Genomic DNA, 21,137 nt, shown 5'->3' on the forward strand with positions numbered 1-21,137 from the left:
GCTTACACCGCCCGCGGATTGCGCGGGTAGAAGCGCTCCGGCTGGCGCTCCAGGTGGGAGAAAAAGCGGGTGTCCTTATAGGGCATCTTCATGAACCCGGACACGCCGAGCCCTTCGATCAGGCTGACCGCATCGAGAATGCGGTCGAGCAGCGCAGCGAAGTCGCGTTCGCGCTCCGGGTCGAGCAGCCGGTAGTAGCTGTGGATCTTCAAATGGCGCGGGTGCGCCTCGAAGATGATCATGCCGGTGTGATGGATCTCGTTGAGCCGCTCGAGCAGGCCCATGATGGTCGCCGGCAGGCGTAGAAGCTCCTCCGGGTCCGGGCCATCCTCGAAGTAGCTGTGCTGGCGCGTGCGCCGCTCCTCCGGCGTGGCGCTGAGTTCGAAGCGAATGTGGGTGTTGTCCGCGCGTACGAACGCCGCGTGTTCGCTTTCACGCTCCAGGTGCAGCGTCTGGCGAGCGTTGAACAGGCAGCTCTTGAACACCCCCTGGCGATGAATGGCGCGGGCCAGGTGCACCATGTTGTTCACCGCTTGGGTGAAGGCGGGCCTTTGCGCCGGGTCGTGGAGGTTCAGCGACGAGTCGATATAGATGCCCTCACTCTCCCAGCGGATCGCCAGCCCCCCGACCACCGGGTATTTTCCCAGCCGGCTGACCGAGGCAAGAAACGCTTTTTCGGTATCACCCATGCCCTGCATGAACTGCTTGTAGTAGCGGTCGAGCTGAACATCGTTGACGTCATCGAGCGTCGGCTCGACGTTCGCTTCGCGCAGAAACGCCTTGCGCGAGCTGTAGACCACGGTATCGATCCCGTGGCTTACCGGGCGCACCCATACCGGCACCAGCGGTGTCAGCGGCTCCAAAGGAAGATCCACCATCACCAGCCTTGAGAGCGCTGGCATACGCTCGAGGAAGTAGTCGCCGGCGCGGCGTCGGGTGGCGGGGTCCGGGTCGAGCATGGCATCCAGCGTGCGGGCGAACTCGACGGGCAGGCCCAGCGAGCTTGCCGGAATGGCGCGGTGGCCAAAGCGACACGACTGCGCCGAGGCAAGTGCATAAAGCGTACCGGCCACACCCTGCTCGTCGAAACGCGGCGAGGAGAGCGCTCCTTCAAGCTGCTCCTCGCCGATGAAGTAGACATCGCCCAACCGCGCGTTGGTGTGCTGTTGATGGTTCGACATCAGCTCCATGACGTTATTACCCACCGGCTGAAGCCGTGCATCGAGCTGGGCGAACACCGACGAGCCCCAGTCGATCAGCGCCACGGTTTCACGCTCGGCGTCGAACACCAGGTTCGAGGGCTTGATATCGCCGTGCACTAGCGGCCGCCCAAAGGGGCCGGTCTCCTGGCGCAGCGCCAGCAGGATATCGGCGAGCTGCGCGGCGATCCTGACGATCAGCCGCGGCGATAGCCGCCCGCGGGCCAGCGACATCTCCTCCAGATTGAGCCCGGGTGCGCGCTCCATCACCAGGATCGACTGACCGCGGATGCGCTGATAGGCGATCAGCTGTGGAATACGCGGATGGTGGATCTGATCGAGCATGAACGCCTCCTCTTCGAGGCGCTCCTGCAAATGGGTGGGTAGCGTGATACGCGAGAACTTGAAGACGTAGTGGGCTGGCGCGCCACCCACGTTCGCTCGCCCGGCGAAAACGAAACCGTAGGCGCCCTTGCCGATCAGCTCGATGCCCTCGAATCCCAGCTGCGAAAGCTCGGTCTGGCAAAGCGCCACCCAGCCCTTGAGCTTTCGCGCATCCCGGTGACTGAGCAGATAGATCGACTGCTCTTCCGGGATGTAGAACTGCTGTAGCGCCTTGGTCATGGCTTACTCACCGGCGTGACGCTCAAGGGTTAACGCAAATGGAGAAGCATCGTCTCCGGCGCCTCCAGCGATTCTTTCCAGGCGTTGCAAAAGCGGGCGATGGTGCCGCCGTCGATGAAGCGGTGATCCCCCGCCCAGGTGATCGTCATGATCGCTCGGCGCGTCACCTCGCCCGCCTCGTCAAAGCGCGGCAGCCACTGGGTCTTGCCGATGGCGACGATCGCCGCTTCCGGGGCGTTGATGATCGGCGCGGCGTAGGTGCCGCCGAGCGCGCCGATGTTGGAGATCGTGATCGTCCCACCCTTGAGATCCGCCTGCTCGACGCGCCCATCGCGGGCCGCCTGGGTCAATCGGCCGATCTCTCTGGCCAGCTCCACTAGCGTCAACGACTCGACGTTCTTGACGTTGGGCACCATCAGCCCCGCCTTGCCGTCCACCGCCATGCCGACGTTGCAGGCGTCACTATAGCGCAGCGTATCGCCGGCCTCATTGAGTTTGGCATTGACGATCGGTTCACGCTGGACCGCCAGCGCCAGCGCCTTCATGAAAAACGGCATCAAGGTGAGACGCTCTCCCGCCTCTTCGACTGCGGGCTTGAGCCGCTCGCGCAGCGCCAGAAGCGCGGTGACGTCGATCTCGTCGCCGTAGTGAAAGTGCGGGATGGTGCTGACCGCGTGCACCATACGCCTGGCCATCGCCGCGCGCAGCCCACGTAATGGTTCGGTGCGGCCACCCTCACCCGGTTGCGGGGCGTGTATAGCCGACGCGACCGACGAGTGGCCAGCCTCGAGGTGTGCCAGAACGTCCTCTTTAAGCACCCGCCCATCCTTGCCGCTGCCCTCGATCTCATCGAGCGCCAAATCGTGCTCGCGTACCAGCCGACGTACCGCCGGGCTCGCCGGCGTTTTACCGTGATACCCGGCAGGCGTAGGACTGTGCTGCGGGGCGGGTACAGGTGTGTCGGTTCTCTTTTCGGCCGGCGCGGCGTCGCTTCGCGCCGGCTCGCGTACGGAATCGGGTTTCTCGGGCGTAGCAGTTTTCTCGGGCGCCGAGGCAGCGGCGCTCTCGCTTGCGGGCTCGCTTGAAGACTCGCTTTCGGCCTGGTAGGCGTAAAGCGGGGCGTGGACCTTGGCGATCTCGCCTTTGGCCACGTGCAGTTTGGTCACGGTACCGGCTTCCGGCGCGGTGATCTCCACCAGCGCCTTGTCGGTCATCACCTCGACCACCGGCTGATCCTCCTCGAGCCGGTCGCCCTCCTTGACCCGCCACTCGACCACTTCGCACTCAACGATCCCTTCGCCGATATCCGGCAGTACAAACTCACTCATGGTTTTTCTCCCGGGGCTAGAAATCGACGCTTTCACGAATCGCCTCGAAAATCTTGAGGTGATCCGGCAGGTACTCCTTTTCGAGCACCAGGGGAAACGGCGTGTCCAGCCCGGTCACGCGGCGAATGGGCGACTCCAGGTACAGAAAGCAGCGCTCGGCAATGACGGCGGCGATCTCGCCGGCGAAGCCGCCAGTCAGGGGCGCTTCGTGGCTTACCACCAGCCGCCCGGTCTTGAGCACCGACTCGACCACGGTGTCCGCGTCCCAGGGCGCCAGCGTTCGAAGATCGATCACCTCGCAGGCGATACCCTGCTCCTCGGCAAGCTCGGCGGCCTTGTGGATCACCTCCATCTGGGCACCCCACCCCACCAGGGTTATATCGCTACCTTCACGGGTAATTTCCGCCTCACCGATGGGCAGCTGATAATCCTCCTCCGGTACCTCGCCGGTGGCGGCGCGGTAAAGGCGCTTGGGCTCGAGATAGAGCACCGGGTCCGGGTCGCGAATCGCGGCGAGCAAAAGCCCCTTGGCCTGGTAGGGGTTACGGGGCACCACCACCTTGAGCCCCGGCGTATGGGTGAAGTAGGCCTCGGGCGACTGGGAGTGGTAGAGCCCGCCGGAAATGCCGCCGCCGTAGGGCGTGCGAATGGTCAAGCCCCCAACGTTGAACAGATCGCCGGAGCGGTAACGAAACTTGGCGGTTTCGTTGACGATCTGGTCGAAGGCCGGAAAGATGTAGTCGGCGAATTGGATCTCGGCCACCGGCACCGAGCCCTGAGCGGCCAGGCCGTTGGCGAAGCCGATGATGCCCTGTTCGACCAGCGGCGTATTGAAGCAGCGCGCCTTGCCGTACTTCTCCTGCAGGTGGCTGGTGGCGCGAAAGACGCCGCCGAACACGCCCACGTCCTCGCCGAAGCAGATCACTTTCTCATCCTCGGCCATGGCAATGTCCAGCGCCCCGTTGATCGCCTGGAGCAGATTCATTTTAGGCATCGTGGACGTCCTCATCGGCGCTCATTGACGCCTTCACCGTAAGGTCGAGCGACTTCGCCCCCCTGGGGTAGGCCTCGGGGTAGCGGCGGATATGGCGCTCGAGTTCGTCGAGCTGGCGGGCAAGCTCCGGCGTCACATCGGCGAATACATCGGTGACCAGCGACTCCAGCGGCGGCGCCGCGCGCTTTTCGGCGCGCTTCATGGTTTCGAGCACTTCGCGGCGCAGCGACTCCTCGAGCTCGCTCTGCTCGTCGTCGCTCCACCACCCCTTTTGGGAAAGCCATTTACGAAAGCGCAGCACCGGGTCCTTGAGCCGCCAGGTCTCCTCCTCGCTTTTGGCGCGGTAGCCGGAAGGGTCATCGGATGAAGAGTGCGCCGCCAGACGGTAGGACATCGCCTCGATCAACACCGGCTTGTTCTGCTCGACGGCAATCTTCCGCGCCTGGCGGGTCGCCTCGAACACGGCCAGCGCGTCGTTGCCATCGACCCGAATGGCGTGCATGCGGTAGCCAAGCGCACGGGGGGCGATGCCGTCGGCGGCGAACTGCTCCACCGCCGGCGTGGAGATGGCGTAGCCGTTGTTACGACAGAAAAAGATCACCGGCACCTGGTGCACCGAGGCCATATTGAGCGCGGCGTGAAAGTCGCCTTCCGACGCCGCACCTTCGCCGAAGAAGGTCAGCGTGCAGAGGCCGTCACCCGCCAATTTCTGGCCGTAGGCGTAGCCGGTCGCCTGGGGGATTTGGGTGGCCAGCGGCGACGAGATGGTCATGTAGTGCAGCTTACGCGAGCCATAGTGCACCGGCATCTGGCGGCCCTTGCCGTAGTCCAGCTCGTTGCCGAACAGCTGGTTCATGAACTCGTCGATGGTGAAGCCGCGGTACATCAGCGCGCCCTGCTCGCGGTACTGCGCCATGATCATGTCGGCGTCATTGAGCGCGGCGGTGGCGCCGACGATCGCCGCCTCCTCGCCGGTGCACTGCATGTAGAAGCTCAGCCGCCCCTGGCGCTGGGCGGCCATCATGCGCTCATCGAGTAATCGCGTGGCGAGCATCGCCCGATAAAGGCGCCGGGCGTGGTCGCGTTCGAGCGCAGGCTCCCTGGCGCCCTCGTAAAGCTCGCCTTCGGGGCTCAACAGCGCAAAGGTGGGAATGGAAAACTCGTCGCCGGTCATGAAGCTCGGCTGATGATCAAAGCGTGTCATTGATTTTTATCCTTGTTTACCCCTTTTGAGGGCAGTGTTGTCGGTGCCGACCGTTTCTGCCAGTGGATTTATCCGGCAGCGGTCAACGCAACACTCAGACAGTAGCGCACGGGCGCCTTTTTAGAGATACGACTTAGGGCGCAGAGCCTGCAACGCTGCCGCGGGTTTGAATGAGAAAAGAGGGATGGGAGAGGGAAATGAGAAAGAGAAAAACGAGAAAAAAGGGTCAGGCGGCCGCGTGGCGCGCCAATGCCTGCTGTAAAAGATCGAAGAGGCTATCGACGGTCAGGGCCAGCAGCGCGATCACCAGCGCCCCCTGAACCACGTAGGCCATGTTGGTGTTGACGATGCCGGAGATGATCGGGTCGCCCAGGTTGCTCGCCCCGACGGTGGCGCCGAGCGCGGCGGTGGCGATATTGATCGTGATCGAGGTACGAATACCGGCGAGAATCACGGGCGCGGCCAGCGGCAGCTCGACGCGCAAAAGTATCTGGCGCTGGGTCATTCCCATCGCCAGCGCCGCCTCGCGGGTTCGAGCATCCACACCCTTGAGCCCGGCGAGGGTATTGCGCAGGATGGGCAACAGCCCGTAGAGCATCAGCGCGACGATGATCGGCAGTGTGCCGAAGCCCAGCACCGGCACCGCCAGCGCCAGTACCGCCACCGGCGGAAAGGTCTGGCCGATGGAGGCGAGCTGGCCCGCCAGCGGCAGAAAATCGCGCCCGCGCGCGCGGGTCACGCCGATACCGGCCAATACCCCGACCACCACAGTGACCGCGCCGGCTACGCCGACTACCAGTAAATGCCGCCCCAACAAATCGACCAGACTCGCCCGTGTATAGATCACCTGGCGGGCGTCCGAGGCGATATAGCGAAGCGCGCTCTCGGCATACTCCATGCCGAATACCGCCAGCGCCAGCAGCAGCGCCCAGCCAAACGGCACCAGCCAGCGCCGCGAGGGTACCGGGCGGTAAACGGCGGCGCTAACCGGCACGGTGAACGCTCCGCTCGGTCCGGGCTTCCTTGATCAGCCGACGCAGCGATAGCTCGCCGATGGGCACGTCGTTTGCGTCCACCACGGTGAGCCGTTCACAGTGATCGCGCAGCATCATCGAAAGCCCCTGGCGCAGTGTGAAGTCGCCGGGAATGCGCGAAGGCGCGGGAATGGTCGAACCGAGCGAGGCCATGTGATCCTTCACCCGGGTCAGCGCGGCCTGCTTGAGCCCCCGCTCCAGCCCACCGAGCATCGACTCGACGAAGGCGTCCGCCGGGTGCTGTAACAGCGAAAGCGGGCTTCCCTGCTGAACGATACGCCCGTCGCGCATTACCACCAGGTGGTCGGCGAGCTTGAGCGCTTCGTCCATGTCGTGGGTGACGAACACCACGGTCTTGTGCAGTTTGGCCTGGAGCCTTGCGAGCTCGTCCTGGAGCTTTTCGCGGGTGAGCGGGTCGAGCGCGCCGAAGGGCTCGTCCATCAGCAGAATGTCCGGGTCGGCGGCCAGCGCCCGGGCCACCCCCACCCGCTGCGCCTGACCGCCGGAGAGCTGGTGCGGGTACTTCCCAGCGAACTCCTCGATCGGCAGTCCGAAAATCCCCATCAGCTCCTCGACCCGGGCGTTGATCCTGTCCGCTGGCCACTTCAGTAGCCTGGGCACCAGGCCAATGTTGCGCGCCACGCTCCAGTGGGGGAAAAGTCCGGTACTCTGGATCACGTAGCCGATTCGGCGCCTTAACTTGACCGGATCGAAGCGCTCGATGGGCTCGCCATCCAGGGTGATCTGGCCGTCGCTGTGGGGGATCAGCCGGTTGATCATGCGAAGTGTGGTCGACTTGCCGCAGCCGGAGGTGCCCACCAGCGCGCAAAATTTCCCCTTGCCGATACTCACGGAGATATCGTCCACCGCGGTGATATCACCGAAGCGCTTGGAAACCCGTGTAAGCTCGATCATGCCTCTCCTCCGTGACAGGTCAATTCGGCAAGCGCCCCGATGGCGGCGTCGGCGATCAGCGCCAGCACCACGATCGGCAGCGCCCCGAGCAGCACCATATCCATGGCCGCCTGGCCCAGTCCCTGGAAAATGAAGGTGCCAAGCCCGCCGGCCCCGATCAGCGCTGCCACCGCGGTGAGGCCCACCGCCTGAACGGTGGTGATGCGCACACCTTCGAGCAGCACCGGCAGCGCCAGCGGAAAACGCACCTGCCAGAAGCGCTGGTAAGGTCGCATGCCCATGGCGGTGGCGGCTTCCAGCGTCTGTGGGCGCACCTCGGCAAGCGCGATGTAGGTGTTGCGCGCGATCGGTAGCAGGCTGTAAGCGATCAGCGCGATCAGCGCCGGCGTATTGCCGATCCCGCTAACGCCAAGATCGCCCAGAAAGGTGACGTTGGCCCCAAGCCAGGCAAGCGGCGCCAGCAGCAGCCCAAAAAGCGCCAGACTGGGAATGGTTTGAAAGAAGTTGAGCAGCGCAAAGCCGACTTTCTCGGCGCGCCGGGAGCGGCGCATCAAGAGCGCCAGCGCTGTACCGAGCAGAAGACTCGCCCCGACGGCGCTCGCCACCAGTATCAAGTGCTGGAAAAGTGCGTCGAAAAACGCGCCCTGGCGTGAGTAGAACTCCTGCACCAGCGCTAAATCGCCCAACCACAGCCGCGCGCAGAGCCACCAGCAAAGTGCCACTAGCCCCAGCAGCGCTGTGGTGACCAGCCGACTCATGTTAAGGCGCAGGCGCAGTTCGACCAGGCATAGAAGCAGTAGAAACAGCAGCGTCCAGAGACCGGCGCCGATTCCCACCCGTGCCTGGGCAAGTTCCGGGTCGATCAGGTAGTGTCCGGCGACCATCAGACCAAAGGGCATCAGCGCGAGCATCAGCACGACCAGTAGCAGCATCGCCTGGTAGTGAACGCGATCGGGCTTGAGGGTGAGCGCCCCAAACGCCACCACGAGCAGCGTGACAAGCAGTGCCCCACCCCAACCGATCGAGTCGAGCAGCGAATAGCTCGTGCCCGGCACGATCCGGTTCGGGGCGACGCTTGCACTATCCAAAAGCCACACCGCGCCAAGCATGACGACCGAGAGCGCCAACAGCACGACATTGGGCGAGACGCCCTGCTTGAGCGATGCCAGTGACATCCTTACCCTTACCTGCATTCGATCAGGGATCCAGCGAGTCGAGATAGTCGCTTGCCACCTGCTCAGCGGAGAGACCGTTCACAGCCACGTCGGCGTTGAGGCGCTGAAGCGTCTCGAGATCGAGGGTTTCGAAAACGGCCTCGAGCGTAGGATCGATTGACGGGTAGGCTTCGAGCACGCTTTCGCGCACCAGCGGCGCCGGCTGATAGATCGGCTGCACGCCCAGGGTGTCCTCGAGTACCACCAGACCCAGGGCGTTGAGCCCGCCGTCGGTGCCGTAGGTCATGGCGGCGTTGACGCCGCTGGTCTGCTGGGCGGCGGCGCGCATGGTGGCAGCGGTGTTGCCGCCGGAGAGCACCAGCAGCTGATCGGCGGAGAGATCGAAACCGTAGGCCTGCTGGAAAGCGGGCAGCGCCTGGGCAGATTCGACGAACTCGGCGCTGGCGGCAAACTTGAACTCGCCGCCGTCGGCCAGGTAGTCGGCCAGGTCCTCGAGGGTGACCAGATCATTGGCCTTGGCCACGTCCTCGCGCAGGCTGATCGCCCAGGTGTTGTTGGCGCTCGCCGGGCGCAGCCAGACCAGGCCGTTATCTGCATCGCGCTCGCGTACGGTTTCGAACGCCTGGTCGGCGTCGTTCCAGACCGGGCTGTCGGTCATGTCGAAAAAGAACGCCCCGTTACCGGTGTACTCCGGGTAGAGATCGATTTCGCCGGCCTGAATGGCGCTTCGCACTACGCTGGTGGCCCCCAGCTGAAGGCGGTTTTCCGTGGGAATGCCTTCACGTTCCAGCGCCTGGATGATCAGCTCACCCAGCACGGCGCCTTCGGTATCGATCTTCGACGACACCACGACGGGGTCACTGGACTGAGCGTGGGCGGTACCGGTCAGCGCGGTCAGCGCAAGCGCGGCAAGCGCGGGGGTTAGCGTAGAGCGCATCGTCATCATCCCTTATTCAATTGGCTCATCAAAGCGTTAAGTATAGGTGGCCCCGCGTCAAGCGCCACGCTCAAGTCAAGAGGCCTCGATCACCCAGGTAGTGCCCTCGCGTGAATCCTTGAGCACCACGCCAAGCGCGGCCAGCTCGTCGCGAATGGCGTCGGCCCGGGCGAAATCACTGTCGCTCTTGGCCTGCCTGCGCTCCTCGATTTTCGCCTCGATCTCGGCTTCGCTGATCGCGGAGCTTGCGCTCGAGCCCTTCAAAAACGATTCGGGAGGCTGCTGTAAAAGCCCCAGCACGCCGCCCAGGCGGACGAGCTCGGCGGCCAGGGCCGGGGCGCTGGCAGGCGCGTCGGTTTTGGCCCGGTTCACTTCGCGGGCGAGCTCGAACAGCACCGCCAGCGCTTCCGGTGTATTGAAGTCGTCATCCATCGCCTGCTTGAAGCGCGCATCGAAATGCTCGAAGCCGCTGGGCGGCTCAACCGCTTGCCGAGTTTCCACTCCCTCGAGGGCGGTGTAGAAGCGAATCAGCGATTTGCGCGCCTCGAAAAGCGAGCCTACCGAGTAGTTGATCGCGCTGCGGTAGTGGCTCGCCACCAGCAGAAAGCGCACCACCTCCGGGTCGTGCTCCGCCAATACCTCGCGGATGGTGAAGAAGTTGCCCAGTGACTTGGACATCTTCTCCTGGTCGACGCGCACCGCACCGGCGTGCATCCAGGTGTTGACGTAGGTCTGGCCGGTGGCCGCCTCGCTCTGGGCGATTTCGTTTTCGTGGTGCGGGAAGGTCAGGTCCGGGCCGCCGCCGTGAATGTCGAAGGTGTTGCCCAGACAGCACGTCGACATCGCCGAGCACTCGATGTGCCAACCCGGGCGGCCTTCGCCCCAGGGTGAGCTCCAGTGCGCCTCGCTCGGTTTGGCCGCTTTCCACAGCACGAAATCGAGCGGGTCCTCCTTGTGGGTGTCGACCTCGACCCGGGAGCCTGCGCGCATATCGTCGAGCTGGCGATTGGTGAGTTTGCCGTAGTTCTCGAACTTGCGTACCCGGTAGTAGACGTCGCCGTTGTCGGCGGCGTAGGCGAAGCCCTTGTCGATCAGCGTTTCGATCATCGCGATTATGTCGTCGATGTGGCCGGTGGCCCGCGGCTCGCGCGACGGCGGCAGCACCCCAAGGCGCGCCTCGTCCTCGTGCATCGCGTCGATCATGCGCTCGGTGAGTGCGCTGATCGTCTCGCCGTTCTCCTCGGCGCGCTTCAGGATCTTGTCGTCGATATCGGTAATGTTGCGCACGTAGTTGACGTCATACCCGCGCTCGCGCAGGTAGCGGCTGATGACATCGAAGGCCACCATCACCCGGGCGTGGCCCAGGTGGCAGAAGTCGTAAACCGTCATGCCGCACACGTACATGCTGACCTTGCCGGCCTCGATGGGCTTGAAGGTTTCCTTGCGCCGCGTGAGCGTATTGTAGATCTGCATCAGCCTCAGCCCTTTTTCTGAATTTTCGCCCAGCTGTCTTTGAGCCCCACGGTGCGGTTGAAAACGAGCTTTTCCGGGGTGCAGAGGTGGCGGTCGGCGCAGAAGTAGCCCACGCGCTCGAACTGGTAGCGCGACTCCGGGGCGGCATCGGCCAGGCTCGGCTCGCCGATCCCCTGGCAGATCACCAGCGACTCCGGATTAAGATGATCGAGGAAGTCGGCGTCCTTGTCGCGATCCGGCTGCTCGACCATGAACAGGTTGTCGTACAGGCGCACTTCCATGGGCACGCCGTGAACCGCGCTCACCCAGTGGATCACGCCCTTGACCTTGCGCCCTTCCGGGTTCTTGCCCAGAGTGTCGAAATCCACCGAGCAGCGAAGCTCCTGGATCTCGCCGGCGTCATCCTTGATCACCTCGTCGCAGCGGATCACGTAGCTGTTGCGCAGGCGCACTTCCTTGCCCGGCGCCAGGCGGAAGAACTTCTTCGGCGCATCCTCCATGAAGTCGTCCTGGTCGATGTAGAGCTCGCGGGTCAGCGGCACGCGGCGCACGGCCATGTCGTCGCGGGCCGGGTGACCGGGCACTTCATACACTTCCTCGAAGCCTTCGTCGACGTTGGTCAGCACCACCTTGAGCGGCTTCATCACGCACATCGCCCGCGGGGCGTTTTCCTCGAGATCCGAGCGGATCGCGTGGGTCAGCATGGCGATATCGACCAAGCCCCCGTCGGCGCGGGTGACGCCGATCATCTCGCAGAACTTGCGAATCGAGGCCGGGGTATAGCCGCGCCGGCGCATGCCGGAGATGGTCGGCATCCGCGGGTCGTCCCAGCCATCGACGATCTTTTCATCGACCAAAAGCTTCAGCTTGCGCTTGGAGGTCAGGGTGTAGTCGAGATTCAGGCGCGCGAACTCGATCTGACGCGGCTTGCTCGGCACCGGCAGGTTGTTCAGAAACCACTCGTAGAGCGGGCGGTGATCCTCGAACTCCAGGGTACAGATCGAGTGAGTCACGCCTTCGATGGCATCCGACTGGCCGTGGGTGAAATCGTAGGAGGGGTAGATCTTCCAGACGTCGCCGGTCTGGTGGTGGCTCGCGTGGCGGATACGGTAAAGAATCGGGTCACGCAGGTTGATGTTCGGCGAGGCCATGTCGATTTTGGCGCGCAGCACTTTCTCACCTTCACCGAACTCGCCCACGCGCATGCGCTCGAGCAGATCCAGGTTCTCCTCGACGCTGCGCTCGCGGTAGGGGCTTGGCCGTCCCGGCTCGGTGAGCGTACCGCGGTACTCGCGAATCTCGTCCGGCGAAAGATCGTCGACGTAGGCCTTGCCTTCACGAATCAGGTGCTGGGCAAAGGCGTAGAGCTGGTCAAAGTAGCTGGAGGCGAACCGCACCTCGCCGGCCCACTGAAAGCCCAGCCACGCGACGTCCTCCTTGATGGCGTCGATGTAGGCCTGCTCTTCCTTCGCGGGGTTGGTGTCGTCGAACCGCAAATGGCAATCACCACCCAGCTCCTCGGCCAACCCGAAGTTCAGACAGATCGACTTGGCATGGCCTATGTGCAAAAAGCCGTTGGGCTCCGGCGGGAACCGGGTCACGATGGTGCCGACCTGCCCGCTCTCGATCTCGTCGCCTATCTGGTTGCGAATGAAGTTCGGCGCTTTGGTGGTCTCATTGCTCATGGTGGTGTCGATAACCTCATCTGAATGGCGTGCCGTGCTTCGCGGCGCCGGGCAAAACCGCTATTATAACGCGACGCCGATGCACTGCGCCAAGGCGAACGCCTTTATTCAACAGGAATTTATCCATGATCGTATTACAGACCAGCAAGGGCGACATCACCGTTGCGCTCAACCATGAAAAAGCGCCGAAAACCGCCGCCAACTTCGAGCAGTACGTGCGCGACGGCTTCTACGACGGCACCCTGTTTCACCGCGTGATCGACGGCTTCATGGTTCAGGGCGGCGGCTTCGACACCAACTTCGAGCAGAAGCCGACCCGCGAGCCGATCGAAAACGAAGCCGACAACGGCCTCGAGAACAAGGTCGGCACCCTGGCCATGGCCCGTACCCAGGATCCGCACTCGGCGAGTTCGCAGTTTTTCATCAACGTGGGTAACAACAGCTTCCTGAACCACAGCGGCAAGAACCTGCAGGGCTGGGGGTACGCGGTGTTCGGCGAAGTGGTCGAGGGCATGGACGTGGTCGACGCGATCAAGGGCGTCGCCACCACCCGCCGCGGCATGCACGCCGACGTGCCCGCCGAGGACGTCGTCATCGAGCGCGCTTACGTCAAAGACGAGTGAGCCACGGGAGTCTCATGAGTACGCTGCTGGTAGCCGATACGCATTTGAGCGGTGATACCCCAGAGATCAACCGGGGGTTTTACCGCTACCTTGAACATACCGCCCGCGGCGCCGACGCGCTCTACATTCTCGGTGACCTGTTCGATGCCTGGATCGGCGACGACTTGCTCGATGCACCGCACCCGACGGCGCGGGTAGCCACTGATGTCATCGAGCGGCTCCGGGCGCTAAGCCAGGCGGGCACCGCTGTTTACCTTCAGCACGGTAACCGCGACTTTCTGCTCGGCGAGCGTTTTGTGAGCGCCTGCGGCGCGACACTACTACCCGAGTGCGTGAACACGCAAATTGCGGGCCTGCCCGTGCTCCTGCTACACGGCGACAGTCTCTGCACCCTGGATGAGAGCTACATGGCGTTTCGCGCCCAGTCGCGCAACCCGGCCTGGCAGGCGCAGATTCTCGCCATGCCCCTTGCCGAGCGTGTCGCGCTTGCCAGCAAGCTGCGCCTGGACTCGAACAGCGCCAATGCCGGCAAGGCCGAGGCGATCATGGACGTCACCCCTGCCGAGGTGGAGGCGCTGATGCGCCGTGAAGGCGTGAGAACGCTGATTCACGGCCACACCCACCGCCCGGCGGTGCATGATGTGACCGTCGACGGCGCCCCCGCCAAACGCTTCGTGCTGGGCGACTGGCAGGAGAGCGGCGGTTGGGACATCGTCATCGAAGGCGCCGATGATGGCATTGCCACTCCCGAGCTTCGCCGCTTTGCCCTCGACGCTCCGCCGGGCAGCTGACCCGACGTGCCTCGACGTTCGAGCATGAAAAAAGCCGACCCCGCGGGGTCGGCTTTTTCGTGGCGCGGGATCGAGCGACGATCAGCGCTCGATATCGGCGTCGCTGCGCAGCTGATTGATCAGCCCCTGCACCGCGGCTTGGGCGCGCAGCTGCTCGGAGATACGCGCAACGAAGTCGCTGGTCTGGTCATTGTCGTCGACGCTACCAGCGCTGACCTCGTCGAGTGCCACTACCGCGACGCGGGCCGGCAGCGAGACCTGGCCATAGCGGCTTTCGCCGTCGGCCGGGCGCGGCAGACGAAACACGCCGTCGACCAGCGCCGCCGGCAGCGTAGCCGGCGCCTGGCGGGCGATGTCGCTGGCCTGCTGCCAGCTGACATCCACCGGCTCGTCGGCGTTGAGCGCCGCGATCAGCCGCTCGGCTTCTTCCTCGAGCGCTTGCTGGCGCTGGGCGGATGCCACATAGCCTTCGATCTCGTCGCGCACCTCATCCAACGGCAGCAGCGTCGCCTCACGATGATCGGCAGCGCGCAGTACCAAACGCCGATCGTCGTCGAGCTCGATCACTTCACTGTTGTAGCCACCGTCGAGCACGTCGTCGGTGAACGCCTCGTCCATGACGCCGGGCTCCGAAAGCACACCGGTACCGCCGTCGCGGGCGATCCAGTCGGTCTGGTAGAGCGGTAAGTCGAGATCCTCCGCGACGCTCTGCAGATCGTCGGCGGCGAAGCTTTCGTCGATCAAACGCTGCACGCGGCGGTTGAAGGCGTCGCCGACCTCGTCGAGCGCGGCGGTCTGCATCAGGGTGTCACGCTGCTCCTCGAAACTCGGCCCTTCGACCTCGGTGACCTGCAGCACGTGGAAGGCATCGCCCATTTCGACCAGCTCGGACGTTTCACCTTCATCGAGGCTGAATGCCGCCTCGTCGAACGCCTCACCCATGAAGCCGGGCGCGATCACACCCAAATCACCGCCCTGCTCAGCACTGGCGGTGTCGTCGGAGTATTCGAGTGCGGCGTCTTCGAAGGATTCGCCGCCCTGTATAGCCGCCAGCGCCTGCTCGGCGCGCGCCTGGGCCTCCTCGCGTGTGCGTTCATCGCCAAACGTGACCATGATGTGCGATACGCGCCGGTCGCTGTTGGCGTTCTGGGTACGGTAGGCGCGACGCAGCGCGGCTTCATCGACCTCGACATCCTCGGCCATTTCCTGGCGGTCGATCACCACGTACTCGATTTGCACCTGCTCGGGGCGCTCGAAGCGCTCCGGGTTGTCGTCGTAGTAGGTCTGGATCTGTTGATCCGAAACGCTGGGGGTGAAGTCGATGTCGCTCTCATCGAGCATCACGTAGCGAAAGCTGCGCTGCTGATTCTGCAGCGAAACGAGCCGTTCGCGCTCGTTGGGCAGTACGAAATCACTCTGGGCGATGCCCTGCTGCAGGTAGCGCCGCTTGAGATCGCCTCTAAGCTCTTCGCGAAACGAAAGCGGCGTGTAGCCGGCGCGGCCGAGCTGATTGCGGAAAATATCGGCGTTGAAGCGACCCTGGCTGTCCTGAAACTCCGGCAGCGTCACGATGATCTGATCGAGCTGCTCATCGGAGAGGTAGAAGCCACCCTCTTCGGCGTACTGGCCCAGCAGCTCCTGGGTGATCAGCTGGTCGAGCACTTCGTTTCTAAGCGTGCGCTCCTGCTCCGGCGGCACTTGGCCCGAGCGCAGCGCGCGCTGGACCTCGAGTTCGACCTGCTGACGCAGGATCGGCTCGCCGTTGACGCTGGCCACCTGATTGGGATCGCGGCCGAAGGCGCTGAACAGCGACTCTACGCCGAACAGCGCCATGGCGGCCACCATGAGCCCAATGATGATTTTGGCCCCCCAGCTGCGGGAACCGTTACGAATACTTTGCAGCATGCTTGCCTCAGATCGTCTCAGCCATTTGTCGCGGCCTTTTCATGGCCTTGAAATAACATGGGCGCATCGCCAAGCGATGCGCCCATTACGTTACAGCAAACGCGAGTCAATCAGTTGACGGCGTCTTTCAACGCTTTGCCTGCCTTGAAGTTGGGCACCTTGGCAGCGCTGATTTGAATCGGCTGGCCCGTCTGCGGGTTACGGCCGGTGCGCGCGGCGCGCTCTTTGATGGCAAACGTGCCAAAGCCTACCAGTGAAACGCTCTCGCCTTTTTTGAGGCTATCGGTGACAGACTCGACCATGGCATCCAATGCGCGGGTTGCCGCTGCTTTGGGAATATCTGCAGACGCGGCAATAGCTTCAATCAGCTCGGACTTATTCACACTTCACCCCTTAAATGTATCGTAAAAATGGCTCTGAACGGCGCGGTCACCGGCGGGTACAAGCTCAAAGCATAGCTGCGTTTTATAGCAATGCCTTGAAATACCTGTCAAGCGACCCACTTTAGAGCGCCCGCCCCGCAAGGCCCGGGCGCTCACTATTCTTGCAAGCCTCTACGGGCTCTAACGTCAATGCGTACTGGCCGCGCTGCTGCCGGTAAACGATGTCTCGGCGTTTTTCAGCGCGGGCGCGCCGGCTGCCGGTTCATCGGCCAGTGCAACCGCCAACACGTCATCTATCCACTGTACCGGACGAATATCAAGCGCTCCCTTGATGTTTTCCGGTACTTCCTTGAGATCACGACGGTTTTCCTCAGGGATCAGGACGGTCTTTATACCACCCCGGCGCGCCGCCAGCAATTTCTCCTTTAGCCCGCCGATCGGCATCACTTCGCCGCGCAGGTTTACCTCACCGGTCATCGCCACATCGCAGCGAACCGGGCGTTGGGTGTAGGCGGAGATCATCGCCGTCACCATGGCAACGCCGGCGCTCGGGCCATCCTTGGGCGTTGCGCCTTCCGGTACGTGAATGTGCAGGTCTTCGTTTTCAAAGCGCTGCGGGTCGATCGCAAAGCTCGCTGCGCGCGCCTTGACCACGGTGTGCGCCGCGCTCACCGACTCTTTCATCACATCGCCAAGCGATCCGGTCTTGTTGATCCGCCCCTTGCCCGGCGTGACCACCGATTCAATGTTGAGGATCTCGCCGCCGACCGAGGTCCAGGCGAGTCCAGTCACGCGACCGACCTGGTCCTCCCGTTCGGCAAGGCCGTAGCTGTAGCGACGTACCCCGGCATAGGTTTCGATATGCTCGGCTTCGAGCGTGCGCGGCGGCTCCTTGGCCTCACTGCTCTTGCTGACCTCGGCTTCGACACGCTCACGCAGAATCTTGCGGCACACCTTGGCGATCTGGCGCTCGAGCTCGCGCACGCCCGCTTCGCGGGTGTAGTAGCGCACGAGCTCCAGAAGCGCATCGTCAGAAAGCGCGAGCTCCTCGGGCTTCAGGCCATTGGCCTTGAGCTGCTTGGGCAGCAGATAGCGCCTGGCGATGGCGAGCTTCTCATCCTCGGTGTAGCCTGGCAGCCGAATGATCTCCATACGATCCAGCAGCGGCCCGGGAATGTTCATCGAGTTCGCGGTACAGATGAACAGGGTCTCGGAAAGGTCGTAATCGAGCTCGAGGTAGTGATCGCTGAAGCTGTTGTTCTGTTCCGGGTCGAGTACCTCGAGCAGCGCCGAGGAGGGATCGCCGCGGTGATCCATGCCGAGCTTGTCGACTTCATCGAGCAGAAACAGCGGGTTTTTAACCTCGGCACGGGCCATGCGCTGCATCAGCTTGCCCGGCAGCGAGCCGATGTAGGTGCGCCGGTGGCCGCGAATCTCGGACTCGTCGCGCACCCCGCCGAGCGCCAGACGTACGTACTTGCGGTTGGTGGCGCGGGCGATCGACTGGCCCAGCGAGGTTTTGCCCACCCCGGGCGGGCCAACCAGGCAGAGCACCGGCCCTTTCATCTTCTTGACCCGCTTTTGCACCGCGAGGTACTCGAGAATGCGTGACTTGACCTCTTCGAGCCCGTAGTGATCCTCATCGAGCACCTCTTGAGCCTTGACCAGGTCGTGCTTGACGCGCGTGCGCTTTTTCCACGGCACCGCGAGCAGCCAGTCGAGATAGGAGCGTACGACGGTGGCTTCGGCAGAGTTGGTGGCCATCATCTTGAGCTTGTTGAGCTCCTGGGTGGCCTTGTCCGCCGCCTCTTTCGGCATGCCGGCGTCCGCAATCGCACGCTCGTACTTTTCGGCCTCATTGGGTACATCGTCGAGCTCGCCCATCTCTTTCTGGATGGCTTTCATCTGCTCGTTCAGGTAGTACTCGCGCTGGGTCTTCTCCATCTGCTCCTTGACCCGGGAGCGGATGCGCTTTTCGACCTGCAAGAGATCGATTTCGGACTCGATCAGCGCCATCAGGTGCTCGATGCGATCGCGCACGCGATCCATCTCCAGAAGCTCCTGTTTGTCACCGATCTTGAGCGACAAGTGGGCACAGATGGTGTCTACCAGCCGGCTCGGATCCTCGATTCCGGAAAGCGAGTTGAGCACCTCATTGGGCACTTTTTTCGACAGCTTGACGTACTGCTCGAACTGATTGAGCAGCACGCGCACCAGCGCTTCCTGCTCGCGCGAGGTCAGCGGCTCGCTGTCACGCGGGGTCAGGTGAGCCTGGGTGTAGCCGGCCTCGTTCTCCTCGATGCGCTCTACATCGGCGCGAAAGCTACCTTCGATCAGCACCTTGACCGTGCCATCGGGCAGTTTCAGAAGCTGCATGATGTCGGCAACGGTTCCCATGCGGTACAGGTCGTCGTTGTCAGGATCATCCTGGGAGGCTTCGCGCTGGGCGACCAGCAGGACGCGTTTGTCCGCTTCCATGGCCGCCTCGAGGGCGTGAATGGATTTCTCCCGACCCACAAACAGTGGAATCACCATTTGCGGATAAACCACCACGTCGCGCAGTGGCAACATGGGTAAACACTGTGTTTGATCGGCGTTCTGCTGCATCGCAGACGTTCCTCAAAATCGGATAGGCGCTCGCTCAAGCGTTACCACTTATAAGCGCTCAACAATATGGAAGACGCGGCCTGGTAACGTCAGCCGCTGGCTTGCTGGATGGCCTGAAACCGTCGCCTGCTGGCACGCCTTGAGGCGGCTTGTAGTCAGCAACAAGGGGTCGCGCAGGCGACCCCTTGAACGGATACGAGATGATCAGGATCGAACGCGGCGCAATCAGCCGTCGGTCCCGTCGACCCGCTTCTCTTGCTGATTGGTGTAAATCAGTAGCGGCTGGCTTGCGCCTTCGATCACCGACTTGTCGATCACCACCTTGCTGACGTCCTCGAGCGACGGAATCTCGTACATGGTGTCGAGCAGTACCGATTCGAGAATCGAGCGCAGACCGCGCGCGCCGGTCTTGCGCTCCATGGCTTTCGCGGCCACGGCGCGCAGCGCCTCTTCGCGAAACTCGAGGGTCACCCCCTCCATTTCGAAAAGTTTGCCGTACTGCTTGATCAGCGAGTTCTTCGGCTCGGTCAGAATCTGGATCAGCGCGTCCTCGGTAAGCTCGGTGAGCGTGGCGATCACCGGCAGGCGCCCCACGAACTCCGGGATCAGACCGAATTTGACCAGGTCTTCCGGCTCGACGGCGGCCAGAAGCTCGCCGACACCTTTCGAGGTATCCTTGCTCTTGACGCTGGCGTTGAAGCCGATACCGCCCTTTTCGGAGCGGTCGCGCACCACCTTGTCGAGCCCCGCAAAGGCGCCACCGACGATGAACAGCATGTTCGCCGTGTTGACCTGAACGAACTCCTGCTGCGGATGCTTGCGCCCGCCCTGGGGCGGTACCGACGCCGTGGTGCCTTCGATCAGCTTCAGCAGTGCCTGCTGCACGCCTTCACCGGAGACATCGCGGGTGATCGAGGGGTTGTCCGACTTGCGCGAGATTTTATCGATCTCGTCGATGTAAACGATACCGCGCTCGGCTTTCTCGACGTCGTAGTCGCACTTTTGCAGAAGCTTTTGAATGATGTTCTCGACATCTTCACCCACGTAACCGGCTTCGGTCAGCGTGGTTGCATCCGCAATCGTGAACGGTACGTTCAGAAGCCGCGCCATGGTCTCGGCCAGCAGCGTCTTACCGCTACCGGTCGGGCCGATCAGGAGGATGTTGGACTTGCCAAGCTCCACCTCGCCTTCGCGCACTTCGGTCTTCAATCGCTTGTAGTGGTTATACACCGCGACGGACAGCACCATCTTGGCGCGGTCCTGCCCGATGACGTAGTCATCGAGGGTATGACGAATCTCGCGAGGCGTGGGCAGACGCTCTTCATCGCTCTCGGCATCGGCTTCGAGAACTTCCTCGCGAATGATGTCGTTACACAGATCGACACACTCATCGCAGATATAGACGGATGGGCCGGCAATCAGCTTACGAACTTCGTTTTGATTCTTGCCACAAAACGAGCAGTAAAGCAGTTTGCCACCTTCGTCTTTGCCTTTGCCGTCGGCCATTGGCGTACCCCTGTCACTGCGGCGGCTTTCGCCGCCGGAAAAGCTCGTTGGAAAAGCGGGAATCCGTTTACGCTATCAGGATGCAGGGCGCTTATCCAGCACTGCATCGATCAAGCCGTACTCCTGAGCCTTGTCGGCGCTCATGAAGTTATCCCGGTCGGTATCGCGCGCTACTTTCTCGATATCCTGGCCGGTGTGATGGGCCAGAATCTGATTGAGCTTCTCGCGAATGCCGAGGATTTCGCGGGTGTGAATCTCGATGTCCGAGGCCTGCCCCTGGTAGCCGCCGAGCGGCTGGTGAATCATCACCCGCGAGTTGGGAAGGCAGTAACGCTTGCCCGCCGCGCCCGCGGTCAGAAGCAGCGCGCCCATGCTGGCAGCCTGGCCGATACAGACGGTCGACACATCCGGTTTGATGAACTGCATGGTGTCGTAGATCGACATGCCCGCAGTGACCGAGCCGCCCGGCGAATTGATGTACAGATGGATATCCTTGTCCGGGTTCTCCGACTCCAGAAACAGCATCTGCGCCACGACCAGGTTGGCCATGTAATCTTCTACCGGCCCGACAAGAAAAATGACGCGCTCTTTCAAAAGCCGCGAATAGATGTCGTAGGCGCGTTCCCCTTTGGCGCTTTGCTCAACCACCATGGGCACGAGACCGCCGGCGTTTTGAATATCAAACTCACTCATACGGGTGATTCCTTGCGTCCGGTAAGGGAGTGGCGCCCCAAAGCGCCACGCGATAGCAAAG

General features: G+C 62.9%; 17 protein-coding genes. 2 read left to right on the top strand and 15 right to left on the bottom strand.

The features are described from left to right. Positions 1–2: 2 nt before the first annotated feature. The 10 genes from ACGK9R_RS06035 to ACGK9R_RS06080 all read right to left on the bottom strand — a co-directional run bounded on the left by ACGK9R_RS06035 (position 3) and on the right by ACGK9R_RS06080 (position 12,568). Entirely contained in the window at positions 3–1,823 is a 1,821-nt protein-coding gene (locus tag ACGK9R_RS06035; RefSeq protein ID WP_394579284.1) for a protein kinase, read from the bottom strand. Between the two features lie 29 nt (positions 1,824–1,852). Next, complete coding sequence (locus tag ACGK9R_RS06040) at positions 1,853–3,151, bottom strand: 2-oxo acid dehydrogenase subunit E2 (protein ID WP_394579286.1); 1,299 nt, start codon at positions 3,149–3,151, stop codon at positions 1,853–1,855. Positions 3,152–3,167: 16 nt separating this feature from the next. Beyond that, positions 3,168–4,145, bottom strand: coding sequence for an alpha-ketoacid dehydrogenase subunit beta (locus ACGK9R_RS06045; protein ID WP_394579288.1), 978 nt, complete (start codon positions 4,143–4,145; stop codon positions 3,168–3,170). Continuing rightward, on the bottom strand, positions 4,138–5,349 hold the full coding sequence (locus tag ACGK9R_RS06050) for a thiamine pyrophosphate-dependent dehydrogenase E1 component subunit alpha (protein WP_394579290.1): 1,212 nt from the start codon (positions 5,347–5,349) through the stop codon (positions 4,138–4,140). The genes ACGK9R_RS06045 and ACGK9R_RS06050 overlap by 8 nt, the downstream gene beginning before the upstream one ends. A gap of 226 nt (positions 5,350–5,575) precedes the next feature. After that, positions 5,576–6,343 carry an ABC transporter permease gene (locus tag ACGK9R_RS06055; RefSeq protein WP_394579292.1) on the bottom strand — a complete coding sequence of 256 codons (768 nt, stop codon included), beginning with the start codon at positions 6,341–6,343 and terminating at the stop codon, positions 5,576–5,578. Beyond that, on the bottom strand, positions 6,333–7,298 hold the full coding sequence (locus ACGK9R_RS06060; protein ID WP_394579294.1) for an ABC transporter ATP-binding protein: 966 nt from the start codon (positions 7,296–7,298) through the stop codon (positions 6,333–6,335). Before ACGK9R_RS06060 ends, ACGK9R_RS06055 begins: the two co-directional genes overlap by 11 nt. Continuing rightward, positions 7,295–8,473 (bottom strand): ABC transporter permease, encoded by a 1,179-nt coding sequence (locus ACGK9R_RS06065; RefSeq protein WP_394579296.1) that lies wholly within the window; start codon positions 8,471–8,473, stop codon positions 7,295–7,297. Before ACGK9R_RS06065 ends, ACGK9R_RS06060 begins: the two co-directional genes overlap by 4 nt. A gap of 22 nt (positions 8,474–8,495) precedes the next feature. Next, positions 8,496–9,410, bottom strand: a complete 915-nt coding sequence (locus tag ACGK9R_RS06070) for an ABC transporter substrate-binding protein (protein WP_394579298.1) — start codon at positions 9,408–9,410, stop codon at positions 8,496–8,498. Positions 9,411–9,485: 75 nt separating this feature from the next. Further along, the gene (gene cysS, locus ACGK9R_RS06075; RefSeq protein WP_394579300.1) at positions 9,486–10,883 is read right to left on the bottom strand and encodes a cysteine--tRNA ligase; all 1,398 of its coding nucleotides are present in this window, start codon (positions 10,881–10,883) and stop codon (positions 9,486–9,488) included. Positions 10,884–10,888: 5 nt separating this feature from the next. After that, positions 10,889–12,568: a glutamine--tRNA ligase/YqeY domain fusion protein gene (locus ACGK9R_RS06080; RefSeq protein WP_394579302.1), complete on the bottom strand. Its 1,680-nt coding sequence runs from the start codon at positions 12,566–12,568 to the stop codon at positions 10,889–10,891. A gap of 125 nt (positions 12,569–12,693) precedes the next feature. Between ACGK9R_RS06080 and ACGK9R_RS06085 the strand changes: the two genes are divergently transcribed. Together ACGK9R_RS06085 and ACGK9R_RS06090 are read left to right on the top strand one after the other, a co-directional pair. Then, positions 12,694–13,191 carry a peptidylprolyl isomerase gene (locus ACGK9R_RS06085; RefSeq protein WP_394579304.1) on the top strand — a complete coding sequence of 166 codons (498 nt, stop codon included), beginning with the start codon at positions 12,694–12,696 and terminating at the stop codon, positions 13,189–13,191. A 14-nt stretch (positions 13,192–13,205) separates the two neighbouring features. After that, complete coding sequence (locus ACGK9R_RS06090) at positions 13,206–13,982, top strand: UDP-2,3-diacylglucosamine diphosphatase (protein ID WP_394579306.1); 777 nt, start codon at positions 13,206–13,208, stop codon at positions 13,980–13,982. Between the two features lie 81 nt (positions 13,983–14,063). Here the strand turns inward: ACGK9R_RS06090 and ACGK9R_RS06095 are convergent, their stop codons facing one another. The 5 genes from ACGK9R_RS06095 to clpP all read right to left on the bottom strand — a co-directional run bounded on the left by ACGK9R_RS06095 (position 14,064) and on the right by clpP (position 21,076). After that, positions 14,064–15,887 (bottom strand): SurA N-terminal domain-containing protein, encoded by a 1,824-nt coding sequence (locus ACGK9R_RS06095; protein ID WP_394579308.1) that lies wholly within the window; start codon positions 15,885–15,887, stop codon positions 14,064–14,066. 110 nt (positions 15,888–15,997) lie between these two features. Next, positions 15,998–16,270, bottom strand: a complete 273-nt coding sequence (locus ACGK9R_RS06100; RefSeq protein WP_394579310.1) for an HU family DNA-binding protein — start codon at positions 16,268–16,270, stop codon at positions 15,998–16,000. 186 nt (positions 16,271–16,456) lie between these two features. Continuing rightward, the gene (lon, locus tag ACGK9R_RS06105; protein WP_394579312.1) at positions 16,457–18,877 is read right to left on the bottom strand and encodes an endopeptidase La; all 2,421 of its coding nucleotides are present in this window, start codon (positions 18,875–18,877) and stop codon (positions 16,457–16,459) included. 225 nt (positions 18,878–19,102) lie between these two features. Next, entirely contained in the window at positions 19,103–20,383 is a 1,281-nt protein-coding gene (gene clpX, locus ACGK9R_RS06110) for an ATP-dependent Clp protease ATP-binding subunit ClpX (RefSeq protein WP_394579314.1), read from the bottom strand. 75 nt (positions 20,384–20,458) lie between these two features. Next, on the bottom strand, positions 20,459–21,076 hold the full coding sequence (gene clpP / locus ACGK9R_RS06115) for an ATP-dependent Clp endopeptidase proteolytic subunit ClpP (RefSeq protein WP_394579315.1): 618 nt from the start codon (positions 21,074–21,076) through the stop codon (positions 20,459–20,461). Positions 21,077–21,137: the final 61 nt, after the last annotated feature.

The sequence above is a fragment of the Halomonas sp. HNIBRBA4712 genome, assembly GCF_043558675.1.
Lineage (GTDB): Bacteria > Pseudomonadota > Gammaproteobacteria > Pseudomonadales > Halomonadaceae > Vreelandella.